Origin of the sequence: Nocardia inohanensis NBRC 100128 (assembly GCF_001612945.1) — a bacterium.
In the GTDB taxonomy this organism is placed as follows: domain Bacteria; phylum Actinomycetota; class Actinomycetes; order Mycobacteriales; family Mycobacteriaceae; genus Nocardia; species Nocardia inohanensis.
In genome coordinates, this window is the sequence record NZ_BDBK01000008.1 from 791627 (window position 1) to 807314 (window position 15688).

Annotated in this window: 15 protein-coding genes; 7 read left to right on the top strand and 8 right to left on the bottom strand. The window is 66.3% G+C overall.

Annotated features, from left to right (window positions below):
- Window positions 1-17 precede the first annotated feature (17 nt).
- Window positions 18-635 (bottom strand): TetR/AcrR family transcriptional regulator, encoded by a 618-nt coding sequence (locus tag NI1_RS19365; RefSeq protein ID WP_067822251.1) that lies wholly within the window; start codon window positions 633-635, stop codon window positions 18-20.
- 65 nt (window positions 636-700) lie between these two features.
- On the opposite strand from NI1_RS19365, the gene NI1_RS19370 reads away from it, so the two are divergent.
- On the top strand, window positions 701-1594 hold the full coding sequence (locus NI1_RS19370; RefSeq protein ID WP_067822254.1) for an oxidoreductase: 894 nt from the start codon (window positions 701-703) through the stop codon (window positions 1592-1594).
- A gap of 25 nt (window positions 1595-1619) precedes the next feature.
- Here the strand turns inward: NI1_RS19370 and NI1_RS19375 are convergent, their stop codons facing one another.
- Genes NI1_RS19375 through NI1_RS19385 form a run of 3 tightly spaced genes read right to left on the bottom strand, consistent with a single transcriptional unit; the run spans window position 1620 to window position 4299 of the window.
- Window positions 1620-2909 carry an acyl-CoA dehydrogenase family protein gene (locus tag NI1_RS19375; RefSeq protein WP_067822256.1) on the bottom strand — a complete coding sequence of 430 codons (1290 nt, stop codon included), beginning with the start codon at window positions 2907-2909 and terminating at the stop codon, window positions 1620-1622.
- A gap of 2 nt (window positions 2910-2911) precedes the next feature.
- A complete protein-coding gene (locus NI1_RS19380) occupies window positions 2912-3556 on the bottom strand; it encodes a TetR/AcrR family transcriptional regulator (RefSeq protein ID WP_067822259.1) in 645 nt (214 codons plus the stop codon).
- On the bottom strand, window positions 3553-4299 hold the full coding sequence (locus NI1_RS19385) for an SDR family NAD(P)-dependent oxidoreductase (protein ID WP_067822262.1): 747 nt from the start codon (window positions 4297-4299) through the stop codon (window positions 3553-3555). The genes NI1_RS19380 and NI1_RS19385 overlap by 4 nt, the downstream gene beginning before the upstream one ends.
- Before the next feature lie 195 nt (window positions 4300-4494).
- Between NI1_RS19385 and NI1_RS19390 the strand changes: the two genes are divergently transcribed.
- Window positions 4495-6675 carry a malate synthase G gene (locus tag NI1_RS19390; RefSeq protein WP_067822265.1) on the top strand — a complete coding sequence of 727 codons (2181 nt, stop codon included), beginning with the start codon at window positions 4495-4497 and terminating at the stop codon, window positions 6673-6675.
- An 86-nt stretch (window positions 6676-6761) separates the two neighbouring features.
- Window positions 6762-7361 (top strand): hypothetical protein, encoded by a 600-nt coding sequence (locus NI1_RS19395; RefSeq protein WP_157535194.1) that lies wholly within the window; start codon window positions 6762-6764, stop codon window positions 7359-7361.
- A gap of 245 nt (window positions 7362-7606) precedes the next feature.
- Here NI1_RS19395 and NI1_RS19400 read toward each other — a convergent pair whose 3' ends face one another.
- From NI1_RS19400 to NI1_RS19410, 3 genes are read right to left on the bottom strand one after another with little or no spacing between them, the layout of a single operon-like run.
- Window positions 7607-8569 (bottom strand): NAD(P)-dependent alcohol dehydrogenase, encoded by a 963-nt coding sequence (locus NI1_RS19400; protein WP_067822270.1) that lies wholly within the window; start codon window positions 8567-8569, stop codon window positions 7607-7609.
- 2 nt (window positions 8570-8571) lie between these two features.
- The gene (locus tag NI1_RS19405; protein ID WP_067822273.1) at window positions 8572-8793 is read right to left on the bottom strand and encodes a helix-turn-helix transcriptional regulator; all 222 of its coding nucleotides are present in this window, start codon (window positions 8791-8793) and stop codon (window positions 8572-8574) included.
- Window positions 8787-9212: a hypothetical protein gene (locus tag NI1_RS19410; protein WP_174564508.1), complete on the bottom strand. Its 426-nt coding sequence runs from the start codon at window positions 9210-9212 to the stop codon at window positions 8787-8789. The genes NI1_RS19405 and NI1_RS19410 overlap by 7 nt, the downstream gene beginning before the upstream one ends.
- 372 nt (window positions 9213-9584) lie before the next feature.
- On the opposite strand from NI1_RS19410, the gene NI1_RS19420 reads away from it, so the two are divergent.
- The 4 genes from NI1_RS19420 to NI1_RS19435 all read left to right on the top strand — a co-directional run bounded on the left by NI1_RS19420 (window position 9585) and on the right by NI1_RS19435 (window position 12719).
- Entirely contained in the window at window positions 9585-10142 is a 558-nt protein-coding gene (locus NI1_RS19420; protein WP_439957280.1) for an HNH endonuclease, read from the top strand.
- A 64-nt stretch (window positions 10143-10206) separates the two neighbouring features.
- Window positions 10207-10473, top strand: a complete 267-nt coding sequence (locus NI1_RS19425) for a WhiB family transcriptional regulator (protein ID WP_067822281.1) — start codon at window positions 10207-10209, stop codon at window positions 10471-10473.
- A 94-nt stretch (window positions 10474-10567) separates the two neighbouring features.
- Window positions 10568-12241, top strand: a complete 1674-nt coding sequence (locus NI1_RS19430) for a VWA domain-containing protein (RefSeq protein WP_067822747.1) — start codon at window positions 10568-10570, stop codon at window positions 12239-12241.
- Between the two features lie 67 nt (window positions 12242-12308).
- Window positions 12309-12719 carry a DUF7144 family membrane protein gene (locus NI1_RS19435; protein ID WP_067822286.1) on the top strand — a complete coding sequence of 137 codons (411 nt, stop codon included), beginning with the start codon at window positions 12309-12311 and terminating at the stop codon, window positions 12717-12719.
- Window positions 12720-12792: 73 nt separating this feature from the next.
- On the opposite strand, the gene gcvP is transcribed toward NI1_RS19435, so the two are convergent.
- Window positions 12793-15633, bottom strand: coding sequence for an aminomethyl-transferring glycine dehydrogenase (gene gcvP, locus NI1_RS19440; RefSeq protein WP_067822289.1), 2841 nt, complete (start codon window positions 15631-15633; stop codon window positions 12793-12795).
- Window positions 15634-15688: the final 55 nt, after the last annotated feature.

Below are 15688 nucleotides of genomic sequence, written 5' to 3' on the forward strand. Positions count from 1 at the left end.
GGGCTTCCGGCGCGAGGTCAGAGTTTCGTCACCGGTGCCGTACGCGGTTGCAGGCCCTGTGTCAGCCGGGTCACCGTCTCGTCCAACAGGTCGTCGATGCCGTCCGGGGCGACCAATCCGGACATGACGAAGCTGGCGAGCCCTTGCAGCGCGACCGCGACCGTCCAGCCGATCCGCATCGGATCGCCCTCGACGACCTCGCCGCGCGCCTGCGCTTCGGCGGTCAGCCGCACCGGTACCGCGAACGCGTTCGCCACGGCCGCGGCCATCGCCTCGCCCCCGGTCGGGCTGTGTTTGCGCGCGAACATCAGCGTCAGCAGCGCCGAATTGTCCACGGCGAAACGCAGATACGCCCGCGCCAGCTCCCGGAACTGCTGCTCGAACGACTGCCCGTCGGCGGCGGCCACGGCCCGGAAGGCATCGCCGATGCGCTGGAATCCGGCCAGCGCGAGCGCGTCCAGCAGTGCCTGCTTGTCCGGGAAATGGCGGCTGGGCGCATTGTGCGTGACCCCGGCCTCGCGGGCGAGCTTGCGCAAGGAGAGCTGTTCGACCCCGTGCTCGCGGAGTGCCTGCTCGGCCAGATAGAGCAATTGCTCGCGCAGGTCACCGTGGTGGTAGCGGCGGTCGGCACTCATAGTGCGCCCAGCCTAGCAGGATGTGGACATTGACCACTTTGTGGGCAGTGTCTACATTGGGTGTCATGACGAATTCCGGATGGACAGCAGCAGATCTCCCCCGCATGGACGGCGAGACCGTCATCGTGACCGGAGCCAACAGCGGCCTCGGCCTGGTCACCACCCGTGAACTCGCCCGGGTCGGCGCACGCGTCGTGCTCGCGGTCCGCGATACCAAGCGCGGCGAGGCGGTCGCCCGAGAAGTGCGCGGCGACACCGAGGTTCGCCGCCTCGACCTTGCGAGCCTGGAATCGATCCGGGAATTCGCCGCGAACTGGTCCGGGCCGATCCACGCGCTGGTGAACAACGCGGGCATCATGATGGTCCCGTTCGGCCACACCGCCGACGGTTTCGAACGGCAGCTCGGCACCAATCACCTCGGGCATTTCGCCCTGACCAACCTGCTCTTGCCGCACATCACCGATCGGGTGGTCACCGTGTCTTCGCAGGCGCATCGCCGGGGCACCATCGATCTGGACGATCTGAACTGGAAGTCTCGTCCCTACAGCGCAAGCGGCGCTTACGGTCAGTCCAAGCTGGCGAATCTGCTTTTCACGCTGGAACTTCGGCGTCGCCTGGACGAGGCGGGATCGAAAGTACGCGCGATGGCGGCGCATCCGGGTTGGTCGGCCACGAACCTTCAGGGCCACACCGAGAACGCGGTCGCGACACTGGCCATGCGCATCGGCAATCTGCTGATCGCCCAGGATGCCCGCGACGGCGCACTGCCCACCCTGTACGCCCTGTCCCAGGACCTGCCATCGAACAGCTACGTCGGCCCCGACGGCTTCTACGAGTACCGTGGCCATCCGAAACTGGTGGGCCGCTCCGATGCCGCCCAGGACGCGGGCACCGCACGTCGCCTCTGGGAGCTGTCGGAAGAATTGACCGGCACCGGGTTTCCGTCGACCGCGAGCTGAATCCGCTCGCGGCCAACGGGTTCGGTCAGAGGTTGCCGACGGTGTGTTCCAGTCGCTGGGCGACCAGTTCACGCGCCTTCTCGCGCAGCGCGGGCCGATATCCGCTGGGGTACACCGGATCCCCGGGCGCGTAGGTCTTGAGGATCTCCTTGGCCAAGGTGATCTTGTGGACCTCGGTCGGACCGTCCGCGATGGCCATGACCTGCGCGTAGTTCATCATGTCGACGAACGGCAGGTCGGTGCTCACGCCGATGGCCCCGTGCAGGTGCATGGCGCGCTGGGCGATATCGTGCATGACCTTCGGCATCGCGACCTTGATGGCGGCGATGTCGTGGCGCACCTTGCGGTAGTCCTGCTCTTGGTCGATACGCCACGCGGTGCGCAGCACGAGCAACCGGAACTGCTCCATCTCGATCCAGGCTTCGGCGATCTTCTCCTGCGTCATCTGCAACCCGCCGAGCACGCCCTTGCGCATGGGACGGGAGACGGCGCGCTCACACATCATGTCGAAAGCCTTGCGCACCATGGCGACCGTGCGCATGGCGTGGTGCACGCGGCCGCCGCCGAGCCGGGTCTGGGCGACGATGAAGCCGAGGCCCTCCGCACCGAGCAGGGCGTCGGCGGGGACGCGGACATCGGTGAAGCGCAGGTGGCCTTCGTTTTCCGAGAAGCCGGGGACGGTGAAGTTCTTCACGATCTCCAGGCCGGGAGTGCCGGCGGGGACGATGAACATCGAAAGCCGTTTGTGCGGTTCGGCTTCCGGATCGGTCACCACCATGACGATATGGAACGTGGCGAACTCGGCGGCCGAGTTGAACCACTTCTCACCGTTGATGACCCATTCGTCGCCGTCACGCACGGCACGGGTCTTGAACGCGGTCGGATCCGAGCCGCCGGTCGGCTCGGTCATCACGTAGCAGGAGCCGATCTCGCCATCGAGCAGGGGCTGCAAGTACTTCGCCTTCTGCTCCGGGGTGCCGAAGTGGGCGAGGATCTCGGCATTGCCGGAATCCGGCGCCTGGCAACCGAAGACGAGTGGAGCCCACTTGGAGGTGCCGATCACCTCGTTGAGCAGCGCCAACTTCACCTGCCCGTAGCCGGGTCCGCCGAGTTCGGGGCCGAGGTGGCAGGCCCACAGGCCCTGCTCCTTCACCTTCTCCTGCAACGGCTGCATGAGCGCCCGGATCTCCGGGTTCTTGCGGTCGTAGGGTTCGGGGTAGAGCAGGTCGAGGGGCTCGACCTCGGTGCGCACGAACTCCGCCACCCAGTCCAGCTTCTTCTGATATTCGGGGTCGGTTCCGAAATCCCAAGCCATGATCAGCCTTTCGTTTTCTGTGCAGCCGGTGTCGCGACACCGTCGAGGAGGGTGGTGGTGAGAATGTCGGCGATTTCGCCGGGGGTGTGTGAGCCGTCGGGGCGGTACCAGGTGCTCACCATGTTCAGCATGGCGACCATGCTGTTGGTGACGACGTGATCGTTGGTGGTCATCACGCCCGCCGCGTAGCCGTCGTCGACGACCCGCTGCCAGCGGGTCTGGATGCCGTCGCGCAGCAGCTGGAGATCGGCTTCGCGTTCGGCGGTCAGGGCTCCGGAGTCACGCAGCGCGATGGTGACCTCGTGCCGGTGTTCGACGATCAGCTCCACGTGGCTGCGAATCAGTGCACGCAGCTTGGTGAGCGGCGGTTCGTCACCGTCGGTGATGCGGGCGGCGGCATCGAGCATGAGCTGGGTGTAGTTGCTGCGGATCTGGAAGAGCAGTTCTTCCTTGGATCCGATGTGGTAGTACAGCGCACCCCGCTGGATGCCGGCCCGGTCGCCGATCTCGCCGACGCTGGTGGCGTGAAAGCCCTTCTCCGCGAACAGCTCCATGGCCGCGCGCATGATCCGCTCCCGGGTCTCCCCCGGATTGGTTTCGGAGGCGGGTGGCCGGCCGCGCCGGCGGGCGGGTGCGCTGCCGGTCATTTCCAGCCGCCGTCCAGGGGTAGCACCGCGCCGGTGCAGAAGGCGGAGGCGTCGGAGGCGAAATACAGTGCCGCGCCGACGATATCGGCGGGCTGGCCGGTGCGGCGCAGGGCGTTGTGCTCGACCATGGCGGCGCGCATCTCGGGCGTCCACGCCTTGGAGATATCGGTTTCGAACGGCCCGCAGCGAATGGTGTTGACCCGCACCGCCGGTCCATAGGTATTGGCGAGCCCGCCGGACAGCGCCTCCAGTCCGGCCTTGGCCGCACCGTAGGGCACCGCGATGGCCTCCGGCCGGACCGCTTCGATCGACGAGATATTGATGATCGATCCGCTGCCCGCCGCCGCCATCCGCGCCCCGATGGCCGCCGACAGCCGGAACGGCCCCTTCAGATTGGTGGCGATGATCTTGTCGAACATGGCCTCCGAAACCTGGTCCAGGCTCGGGTACAGCAGCGACATGCCCGCATTGTTGACCAGCACATCGACCTTGCCGAACTCCGTGTAGGCGGCTTCGACCAGCTGATCGCACTGGTCCCACACGCCCACATTGCAGGCCACGGCCAGGGCGCGCCGCCCGAATTTCTCACGTACTTCGGCCGCCAGGGCCTCGCATCCGTCGATCTTGCGGCTGGCGATCACGACGTCCGCGCCCTCACCCGCGAATGCGAGGACCATTTCGCGTCCGAGCCCGCGGCTACCGCCGGTGACCACAACGACCTTGCCGGACAACGTTTCTCCCATGGACGGCACCTCACCGTGTCTGAACGCCAATAATGTTCTGCCCGGTACATTAAATGTACCGCACGGAACATTCAAGGGGTCACGCCCGAATGCCGTGGATCACTTCGACAGGGTGCCGTGACCGCCCGCCGGGTACCCGCGAGTAACATGACAGGCGTACTTTTTCCACCCGGCTTCTCGAAATGAGGCATGTAGATGACAGAGCGGATCCAGGTCGGCGGGCTTCAGGTTGCCAAGGTTCTCCACGATTTCGTGGAGAACGAGGCCCTTCCCGGCACCGGCGTTGATTCCGCCGCGTTCTGGTCGGGTGCCGAGGCCGTCATCAACGACCTCGCCCCCAAGAACCGTGCTCTGCTCGCAGAACGCGACGACATCCAGGCCAAGATCGACGAGTGGCACCGTGCCAACCCCGGCACCGGCTACGACAAGGCTGCCTACAAGCAGTTCCTGTCCGAGATCGGCTACCTGCGCCCCGAACCGGCCGATTTCCAGATCGGTACCGAGAACGTGGACGCCGAAATCGCCACCCAGGCCGGCCCGCAGCTGGTCGTGCCGGTCATGAACGCCCGCTTCGCGATCAATGCCGCGAACGCCCGCTGGGGTTCGCTGTACGACGCGCTGTACGGCACCGACGCCATCTCCGAGGAGAACGGCGCCGAGAAGGGCACCGGTTACAACAAGGTCCGCGGTGACAAGGTCATCGAATGGGCGCGCAACTTCCTCGACGACGCGGTGCCGCTGATCACCGGCTCGCACGTCGGCTCCACCAAGTACTCGATCGAGGACGGCGAGCTCGTCGTCGGTCTCGAGGACGGCACCGAGATCGGCCTGGCCGACAACGACGCGCTCGTCGGCTACCTGGGCGACCCGGCCAACCCGACCTCGATCCTGTTGAAGCACAACGGCCTTCACATCGAGATCCAGATCGACCCGTCCTCCCCCATCGGCTCCACCGACACCGCCGGTGTCAAGGATCTGGTGCTGGAGTCCGCGGTCACCACCATCATGGACTTCGAGGATTCCGTCGCCGCCGTGGACGCCGAGGACAAGGTCCTCTGCTACCACAACTGGCTCGGCCTGATGAAGGGCGATCTGGCGGAGCAGGTTTCGAAGGGCGGCAAGACCTTCACCCGCACCATGAACCCCGACCGCGTCTACACCGCGCTCGACGGTTCCGAGCTGGTGCTGCACGGCCGTTCGCTGCTGTTCGTGCGCAACGTGGGTCACCTGATGACCTCGGACGCCATCATCGACAAGGATGGCAACGAGATCCCCGAGGGCATCATGGACGGCCTGATCACCGTCCTGATCGCCAAGCACGCCCTCAACGGCGATACCAAGCTCAAGAACACCCGCACCGGCTCCATCTACATCGTGAAGCCGAAGATGCACGGCCCCGACGAGGTCGCCTTCACCAACGAGCTGTTCGGCCGTATCGAGGACGCCCTCGACCTGCCGCGCAACACGCTCAAGGTCGGCATCATGGACGAGGAGCGCCGCACCACCGTCAACCTGAAGGCGTCCATCCACGCCGCCAAGGACCGCGTGGTCTTCATCAACACCGGCTTCCTCGACCGCACCGGCGACGAAATCCACACCTCCATGGAGGCCGGGCCCATGGTCCGCAAGGCCGAGATGAAGGCCCAGCAGTGGATCAAGTCCTACGAGGACTGGAATGTCGACACCGGCATCGCCACCGGCCTGCCCGGCAAGGCGCAGATCGGTAAGGGCATGTGGGCCATGCCCGATCTGATGGCCGAAATGCTGGTCCAGAAGATCGGCCACCCCAAGGCCGGCGCCAACACCGCCTGGGTGCCCTCGCCCACCGCCGCCACCCTGCACGCCACCCACTACCACCTGGTGGACGTGTTCAAGCGGCAGGCCGAGATCGCCAAGGGCGGCCCCCGCGCCACCGTCGACGAGATCCTCGAAATCCCCTTGGCCCAGGACACCAACTGGACCGCCGAGGAGAAGCAGCAGGAACTCGACAACAACTCCCAGGGCATCCTCGGCTACGTGGTGCGCTGGATCGACCAGGGCGTCGGCTGCTCCAAGGTGCCCGACATCAAGGACATCGGCCTCATGGAAGACCGTGCCACCCTGCGCATCTCGTCCCAGCAGGTCGCCAACTGGCTGCGGCACGGCATCGTGACCGAAGCCGAGGTCATCGCCTCCCTGGAGCGCATGGCCCCCGTGGTGGACAAGCAGAACGCCGGAGACTCCAGCTACTTCGCCATGTCTCCCAACTTCGACGCCTCCATCGCGTTCCAGGCCGCCAAGGAACTGGTCCTGGAAGGCACCAAGCAGCCCAACGGCTACACCGAGCCGATCCTGCACCGCCGCCGCCGTGAGGCGAAGGCGCTCAAGTGCCTGTGAGGCACGCCGGATAGGTTGAAGCACAGGGGAATCCCCGGTCGAAATCGATTCGACCGGGGGTTCCCCTTTTCGGCAGGATGGTGATCGTGAGCTACTACCCTCCGCCCCCGGCCCCGCCCGCCCGGCGCGGCGCACCCGTCGGCTGGACGGCTTCGATGGCCACGACCAGTGGACTCGTCTTTCTGGTCTGTCTGTGGGTGCTGTGGCATTTCACCGCCAGCAACGACCGGCTGGGCGCGTTCTTCCTCGGCGGCTGCGCGATCATGATTCTCGGGATCGGCTGGCTCGTGCTCGCCATTCTGGGTATGGCGAAGTACAACAGGTTCGTGCTCTCGGCGATCGTGCCCGCGGTCGTGGTGATGACGCTGATCCTGTTGTGGTCGGGCATTCCGGGCCGGATCGGGTGGGCATTCAGCAAGCCGGCATTGGAGCGGGCCGCGGCGGACTGCACCAGGACCGACGACGCGGGGCGGATCGGACTCTTCGATTTCGATTACGTACGGCCCGAAGGCGATGGCGGATGCTCGTTCTCACTGAAAAATTCGGGATTCGGTCCCGACGGATACGCGTACTTCCCGCGCGAGGCGCCCGCGAATCCCGGCGCCGGGGCGGGTTCGGGCACTCGCTATCACCGGTATGACGGCAACTGGTACACCTTCACCAACTTCGTCGAGAGCTGGATCTGACAGCATCTCCGTTTCTGATCCACGGCATGACTCGCTCAACTACGCTGCCGGGCGATAGTCACCCCGCAAGTGAGGAATTTCGATGGGTTCTACCGCACTCGATGTCGTCAATCTGATCGTCGCGCGCGTCAATGCCGCCTGGTTGTGGGCTTCCACCGGATCGACGGGTTCGATTCCGCTGTAGTCCGGCCGACAAGACTTCCGAACCCCCGTGCCGGAGCGCGGGGGTTCGGTCGTTTCCGGGGTCAGGCGACGGTGAGGACGACTTTTCCGGCCGGGTGCGATTCGGCGAGGTAGTCGATGGCGGCGGCCGCGTCGGGGAGGGCGAAGGTGCGGTCCAGGCGTGGGAGGACCGTGCCGGCGGCGGCGAGTTCGGCCAGGGCGGTGAGGATTTCGGGGTCGGCGAGGGAGAGCAGGGCGCGCAGGCGGTGCCGGACGAAGGGGTTCAGCAGGACCGCGCGCAGGGAGCGGTCGGTGCCGGCCATCCAGCGGCCGCCGTTCTCGCCGCCGCCGAGCACCAGGGTGCCCGATGGGGTGAGCAGCCGGCGCAGGTCCGGGAGTGTCCGGTTGCCCGCCATGTCGAGGATGAGATCGTATGGGCCGGTGAGGGTTTCACGCGTGTAGTCGATGACGTGGTCCGCGCCCAGCCATTTCACGAAATCCACTTTGCCGGTGCTGCATACACCGGTGACCTCCGTCCCGTAATGCTTGGCGAGCTGTACGGCCAGATGCCCGACTCCCCCGCCTGCCCCGATGATCAGCACGCGCTGACCGGCTCGGATCTGCCCGCTGTCCCGCAGTCCGGCTACGGCTGTCATGCCCGAGGTGGGGATGGCCGCGGCCGTCGCGAAATCGATGTTCTTCGGTTTGACGTGCAGGTTCTTCTCCGCGCCGCAGGCGAATTCGGCGAAGGAACCCGGCACCGTCCCGAAAACCTCGTCGCCGGGCTGGAATCGGGTCACTCCGGGCCCGACGGATTCGACGACACCCGCCACATCCCAGCCGCGAATCTTGATGCGCGGTGCACGCAATCCCAGCGCCGGCCTGGCGACCAGCGGCAGTCCGGTCATGATGTGCCAGACGCTCGGGTCCACCCCGGCGGCCTGCACCCGGACCAGCACCTCACCCTTCCCCGGTACGGGTGTGGGCACCTCGGCATAGGACAGCGCGTCGGTGGTTCCGTACGCCGATTGCGTGATCGCTTTCATCGCTACTCTTCTTCCGGATACTCGAAGACGTCGTCCAGGGGCAGGCGAAAAACCCTGGCGATCTGGAACGCCATCTCCAGCGACGGCGAATACTTGCCCTGTTCGATGGCGTTCACGGTCTGCCGGGTCACCCCGAGCCGATCGGCCAGTTCGGCCTGCGTCATCTCGCCGTTCGAGAACCGCAGCGCGCGAATGTTATTGGTGACGTTGGTCGGTTTCACCACGGCCAGAACCCCCGCCGGTAGGCGGCGAGCTTGGTGAGCGCGGTGAAGACGCCCGCCAGGGTGAACCCGAGGTAGAGGACGTTCGCGATCCAGAAGGTCTCCCGGTCGGCCAGCGCGAGCCCGAGCGCGGCTATCGCACCGATCGCGACGAACGCATTGCCGACCCGCTCCCCCTCCTTACCGATCTGCCGGTCCCGCTGATCGCGCCGATCCCCGTCCCGCGAGGCGATCGAAACCAGGATGCTCGCCACGATCGACACCCCGATGGACGCCCCGACCGTCCACAGCAGCGGACCCACATAGGCCACCTCGGACAAGGCCGAATCCTGTGCTCGCACAAGCACTATCACCAGGTAGACCGTGTACGACAGCACCGCCGCGATCCCCAGGATCCAGGTCCGCTTCTCCTCGTAGGACATACCCTCAGAGTAAAGAAAACTGGACACCATGTAAAGAATCTTTTACATGGCACCTCGTGGGAACAATCCGGTGCGATGGCTCGTTGTCCCTACATCCCCGCAAAAAATGACCCGACAACGGTATGACCGTTGTGTCACCATGGGTTTCGACGATGATCAATCGACCGTATCGGTCGTGACCAGCAGGAAGGAGGAGACGGCAGTGAATCCGGTAATCCCAGTACACAATCCGATGTCGATGGGACGGCATGCGCTACTCGCATGCGGTACCGAGCGCAGTGAGCGCGACGGCGACCGGTTCGACGACCGTCTCCAGGCGCTCGCGTAAGGCGTGCCCCACTTCCCCTTCCCGCTTTTCAATTCTCACGAAACATGGTGACCCCCATGCTGTTCCGTCATGCCGAAGACCCGGAGATAACCACCGACAACTGGATAGACCTCGGGGTACTGCTGCTCAACGCCTCCTACGAGGCGCTGACCGAGATCCGCGCCGAACGCGCCGTGGTGCTGCTGCTCAGCGGCGCCGCCGAGCCGGTCACCGATCGGCAGCCGTACTTTCCCATCCGTTCGAAGCGGCTCGAGCTGGCGCTGCCGGAAACCATTCGGCTGACCCGGTACGTATATCTCGAGCACCGGATCCTCACGCACGACGACAACAGTCGCGCCACCCTCGCCGCCGTGCTGCGGCGTGATCAGTTCCGCTGTGGGTATTGCAGCGGCTGGGCGCGCACCGTGGACCATATTCGGCCGCGTTCGCGGGGTGGGCCGAATACCTGGGCCAACCTGATCGCGGCTTGCGGGCCGTGCAATACGTCCAAGGCGGACCGGACTCCGGAGGAGGCCGGCATGCGCCTGCTGTGGGAGCCGAAGGCGCCCAATGACAGAGAGAAGAAGCAGCGGCAGATCTGGAGAGAGCTCGCCGCTTCCTGACGGGGGATGCCCCCACCACACCTCCATTCACGTACGTGATCGGAAACGAAAGGAGTTAGATCCGATGACGAACACTGCACTGCGGGAGCCGACCCTGGCGGATCTGCTCCCCATCTCCGACTCGAAGGACTACTGGCAGCACGCGGCCTGTAAGGGCGACCCGAACCACGAGGCGTGGTTCCCGTACCCCTCGCAGGACTTCGACTACGCGCGAAACATCTGCGATGGCTGCCCGATTCGCCGCGAATGCGGTGAATTCGCCGCTCGCACCAGCCAGTCCGGTGTGTGGGGCGGGCACGAGTACGACCGCGGGAAGCTGATCCGCGATTGACCGATAGCCGACCGGCATCAATCCCTGCCGGTCGGCTTTCGCGTTACTCCCTGGTACAGGCGGGTCCGACCCCCTCCCCATAAACTTGACGATCGTGGGTACACATCGCGCCGCGGGCGGGTCACGAGGTGTCAGCAAGGGACCAGTTATCGCGATAGTCGCGGTAATCGTCCTGGTGCTGGCGGTAGTCGGCTGGGCTTGGCTACAGGAACGCTCGAAGAATCACGACAACGCGGCCGCCGCGGCCTGCGTCGAAGGCACGGCAACCCTCAACGTCACCGTCGAACCCGATATCGCGGGACCGGTCAAGGCCGCCGCCGAGCGCTTCAACGCGACCGAGCCGCATGTCCGCGACCATTGCGCCCAGGTGGTGGTGAATCCCCAGCCAACCTCCGCCATGATCACCGCCTTCACCGCGGGCAAATGGGATCCGGCCCTCGGCGCGCAACCCGGACTCTGGATTCCCGAATCCTCCCGCTCGATCGAACTCATGCGCGTCCCCGGCCTGATCGCCGGCACCCCCGCCCCGATCGCGTCCAGCCCGATCGCCCTCGCGGTCCCCGACGAATTGCGCCGCGCCCTGGAAACCGCCCAGGTCCACTGGGCCGATCTGCCGAAACTCCAGCAGGGTTCGCTCTCCGATATCGGCCTCGCCCCCTGGGGCAAACTGCGTCTGGCGTTGCCCGCCGGTGACCCGACGCTGGCGGTGGCGACCGCGGTCGGCTCCGGCGTCTCCGGCACCGATCCCCTCGACGAGAACGCCGCCAAGTCCGGCCAGGTCGTCTCCGCCATCTCCAACCTGGGCGCGGGCGCACCGGCGGTGAAGGACACCGCGACCGCGTTGACCGAGCTCGCCGCCGCCACCGATCAGGCCACCGCCCCGGTGCACGCGGTGCCCGGCACCGAACAGCAGATCCGCTCCCGCAACGGCCTGACCGCCTTCCGTCCCGCCGGCAACGGCCCGGTCGCGGATTTCCCGGCCGCACAGCTCACCGGTTCCTGGGTGGATCAGACCCAGAACCTGGTGGCGGGCCTGTTCTCCGACTTCCTGCGCGCCCCCGAACAGTCGAAGCTGTTCACCGACAACGGTTTCAGCGCCGCTCCCCCGGCCGCCGCGACCGTGCCCGGCAAGGCCGCGCTGACCCAGGTGCAGCAGGTGCTGAGCAATCCGGTGCTGGGCGTGAATTCCACGGTGCTCCTTGATATCTCGTCCTCGATGGGCACCCAGGACGGCATCATGACCCGCCTGGCCAATTCCCTCGCGGCACTGCAATCCACCATGACCGTCATGCCCGCCGACTTCGGCCTGGGCGTGTGGAGCTACGCCAAGAACGTGGACGGCAACAACCCGTACCGCATTCTCACCCCCACCGCTCCGCTCACCACCGATCAGCGCAATGCCCTGGGCCAGGCCCTGTCCACGGTCACACCCTCACCGTCGAAGACCGACCGCACCTATCCGACCCTGGAAGCCGCGTACAAGGCCGCCGTCGCCGGTTATGCCACCGGCCGGACGAATTCGGTGCTGCTCATCACCGACGGCCCGGACGACGACTCCACCATCACCGGCGATCAACTCCTCGCCGATATCGCCGCCGCCGGTGATCCGGCCCGCCCGGTCAAGGTGAACGTCATCGTGATCGGCGGCGGCAGCACCCAGACCCTGCAAACCCTCGCCCAGCGCACCGGCGGCAGCTACACCAAGGTCACCACCACCGACGACCTCGCCTTCGGCACCGCCGTGAACAAGGCTTTGACCACGCCGTGAGAACGGCTCGGCGACACGTCGGTTGCGATATATTCACGAGCCAGCAAACTCGTGGCATATTCGGCGAATGGCACACACTTCGGATTCCGGATCTTCGTTGAAGCAAGGGGTGGCCGCCGGCACGTCCATCGCGGCGGCCATCATCCTGACCGTAATCGGCGTTCTGTCGATCTTGCAGGGCATTTCGGCCGTCGCCGCGGACGATCTGCTGGTCGTCGGCTACGACTACGTCTACAAGTTCGATACGACCACCTGGGGCTGGATCCACATCGTCCTCGGCGTTATGGAGCTGATCGTGGCCTTCGGCCTGTTCACCGGCTCCACCTGGGGCCGCATCGCGGCCTTGACCCTGGCCGCCATCTCCATCGTGGAGAACTTCCTCTCGATTCCCTACTACCCGGCCTGGTCGCTGCTCATCATCGCGCTCGACGTGGTGGTGATCTGGGCCATCGCCACCTGGAAGCCCGATAACGCCTGAACGAGCTTGCCGCACAACGAAAGCGCCCCACCGGTTTTCAGAACCGGTGGGGCGCTTGCGGTATCACCCGATATCAGTCGGTGTAGCTGTCCATGGGCGGGCAGGAGCAGACCAGGTTGCGGTCGCCGTACGCGCCGTCGATGCGGCGCACCGAAGGCCACACCTTGGCCCGGCCGCTCGCCAAACCCTGCGGGTAGACGGCGGTTTCGCGGCTGTAGGGGTGCTCCCATTCGCCGACCAGGCACTGCGCGGTGTGCGGGGCCCCGCGCAGCGGGTTGTCCTCCACCGGCCACACGCCCGCCTCGACCTGATCGATCTCACCCTTGATGGCGATCATGGCGTCGATGAAAGCGTCCAGCTCTTCCAGGTTCTCGCTCTCGGTGGGCTCCACCATGAGCGTGCCCGCGACCGGGAAGCTCATGGTCGGCGCGTGGAAACCATAGTCCGCCAGGCGCTTGGCCACATCGTCGACGGTGACGCCGGTGCGCTTGGTGATCTCGCGCAGATCCAGGATGCACTCGTGCGCGACCATGCCGTTGTCGCCGGTGTAGAGCACCGGGAAGTGCGGATCCAGCTTGCGCGCAATGTAATTGGCCGATGCGATGGCGGTCAGGGTGGCACGGCGCAGGCCGTCGGCGCCCATCATGCGAATGTAGGACCAGGTGATCGGCAGGATCGACGCGGAGCCGTACTTGGCCGCCGACACCGCGTGCGAACCGGCTTCCAGGGGATCGCCCGGCAGGTACTTCGCCAGATGCTCGCGCACCGCCACCGGACCGACGCCGGGGCCGCCGCCGCCGTGCGGGATGCAGAAGGTCTTGTGCAGGTTCAGGTGGCTGACGTCGCCGCCGAACTTACCCGGACGGGCAAGGCCGACAAGGGCGTTCAGGTTCGCGCCGTCCACGTACACCTGGCCGCCGGCCTCGTGGACGAGCCCGCACAGCTCGGCCACCTCGTGCTCGTACACGCCGTGCGTGGACGGGTAGGTGATCATGATGCAGGCCAGCCGCTCGGCGTGATCGGCGATCTTGGCGCGCAGGTCGTCCAGGTCGATGTCACCGTTGGGACGGGTCTTCACGACCTCCACCCGCATGCCCACCATGGCGGCCGACGCGGCATTGGTGCCGTGCGCCGAGGACGGGATCAGGCAGGTGTCGCGGTGCGAGTCACCGCGATCCAGGTGGTACCGGCGAATGGCCAGCAACCCGGCGTATTCGCCCTGCGATCCGGCGTTGGGCTGCAACGAGACCCGGTCGTACCCGGTGACCGCGCAGAGCCAGCCCTCGAGATCCTCGACCAGCTGGATCAGCCCCGGCGCATCGGACTCAGGAGCGTACGGGTGCACCCGGTTGAACCCCGGCCAGGTGATGGACTCCATCTCGGCGGCGGCATTGAGCTTCATGGTGCACGACCCGAGCGGAATCATGCTGCGGTCCAAGGCGATGTCCTTGTCCGACAACCCGCGCAGGTACCGCAGCATGGCGGTCTCGGTGCGGTAGCGGGTGAACGCCGGGTGGGTCAGGAACTCCGAGGTCCGGACCTCGATGTGCGGGCGCGGCTTGCCGTGGAACAGCGCACCTTCCGGCCCGACCGGAACCTCGGCGCCGAAGCAGTCCAGCACCGCCACCACGTGCGCGTCGGTGGTCGCCTCGTCACAGGCGATGCCCACGTGATCGGCGTCGACGAGCCGCAGGTTGATCCCGGCCCCCTTCGCCTTGGCCACAATGGCTTCCGCACCGCCGGGCACGTTCACCAGCACGGTGTCGAAGAAGCTCTGGTGCACGACCGCGTCGCCGAGACCAGCCGCCAGCCACTGCGCGTGCCCGTGCACCCGCCGCGCGATCGACTTGAGTCCGTCGGCCCCGTGGTACGAGGCGTACATGGCGGCCACGATGGCCAGCAATACCTGCGCGGTGCAGATGTTCGAGGTCGCCTTCTCGCGGCGAATGTGCTGTTCGCGAGTCTGCAAGGCGAGCCGGTAGGCGGTGCTGCCGTCGGCATCGACCGATACGCCGACGAGGCGACCCGGCAGCTGCCGCGCGTGCGGAGTGCGCACGGCCAGGTAGCCGGCGTGCGGTCCACCGAAGCCGAGCGGCACGCCGAAACGCTGCGTGGTGCCGAAGCAGCAGTCCGCGCCCTGTTCACCGGGCGGCGTAATCAGCGTCATGGCAAGCAGATCCGCGCCGACGGCGACGAGCGCCTTGCGTTCGTGCGCGGCCGCGATGAGCGGGGTCCAGTCCACGATCCGGCCCGATGCGCCCGGCTGCTGCACCAGCACGCCGAAGAACTCGCCCTCGGGCAGCTCGCCGCCGGACAGATCCGCCTCGACGATCTCGATCCCGAGCGGCTCGGCGCGGGTGAACAGCAGCGTGCGGGTCTGCGGGAACAGATCGGTGTCGATGAGCAGCCGGTTGGACTTGGAACCGCGATTGGCGCGCTGCAACAACGTCATCGCCTCGGCCGCAGCGGTGGCCTCGTCCAGCATGGAAGCGTTCGCGACGTCCATCCCGGTGAGATCGCTGACCATGGTCTGGAAGTTGAGCAGCGCCTCCAAGCGCCCCTGAGAGATCTCCGGCTGGTACGGCGTGTACGCGGTGTACCAGGCCGGGTTCTCGATCAGATTGCGCACCAGCACCGGCGGGGTGAGGGTGTCGTAGTAGCCGAGCCCGATCATGGAGGTGGCGACGGTGTTCGAATTCGCCAGTGCCGCAAGCTCGGCCAGTACCTCGTGCTCGTTCACCGCGGCGGGCAGCACGCCCAGGCCGTTGGTGTCGGGGGTGTCCAGAATGCTGGCGGGGACGGCACGCGCGGCCAGCTCGTCCAGGGATTCGACGCCCACGACGGCCAGGATGCGTTCGAGTTCGCCGCTGTCGGGTCCGATATGACGATCGGCGAAGGATCGAGTCCAAATCACGGAAGCTCTCCAAAGGGTGGGCGGGGGTCGATCGGGCGATCGACGAGTCGTGCCC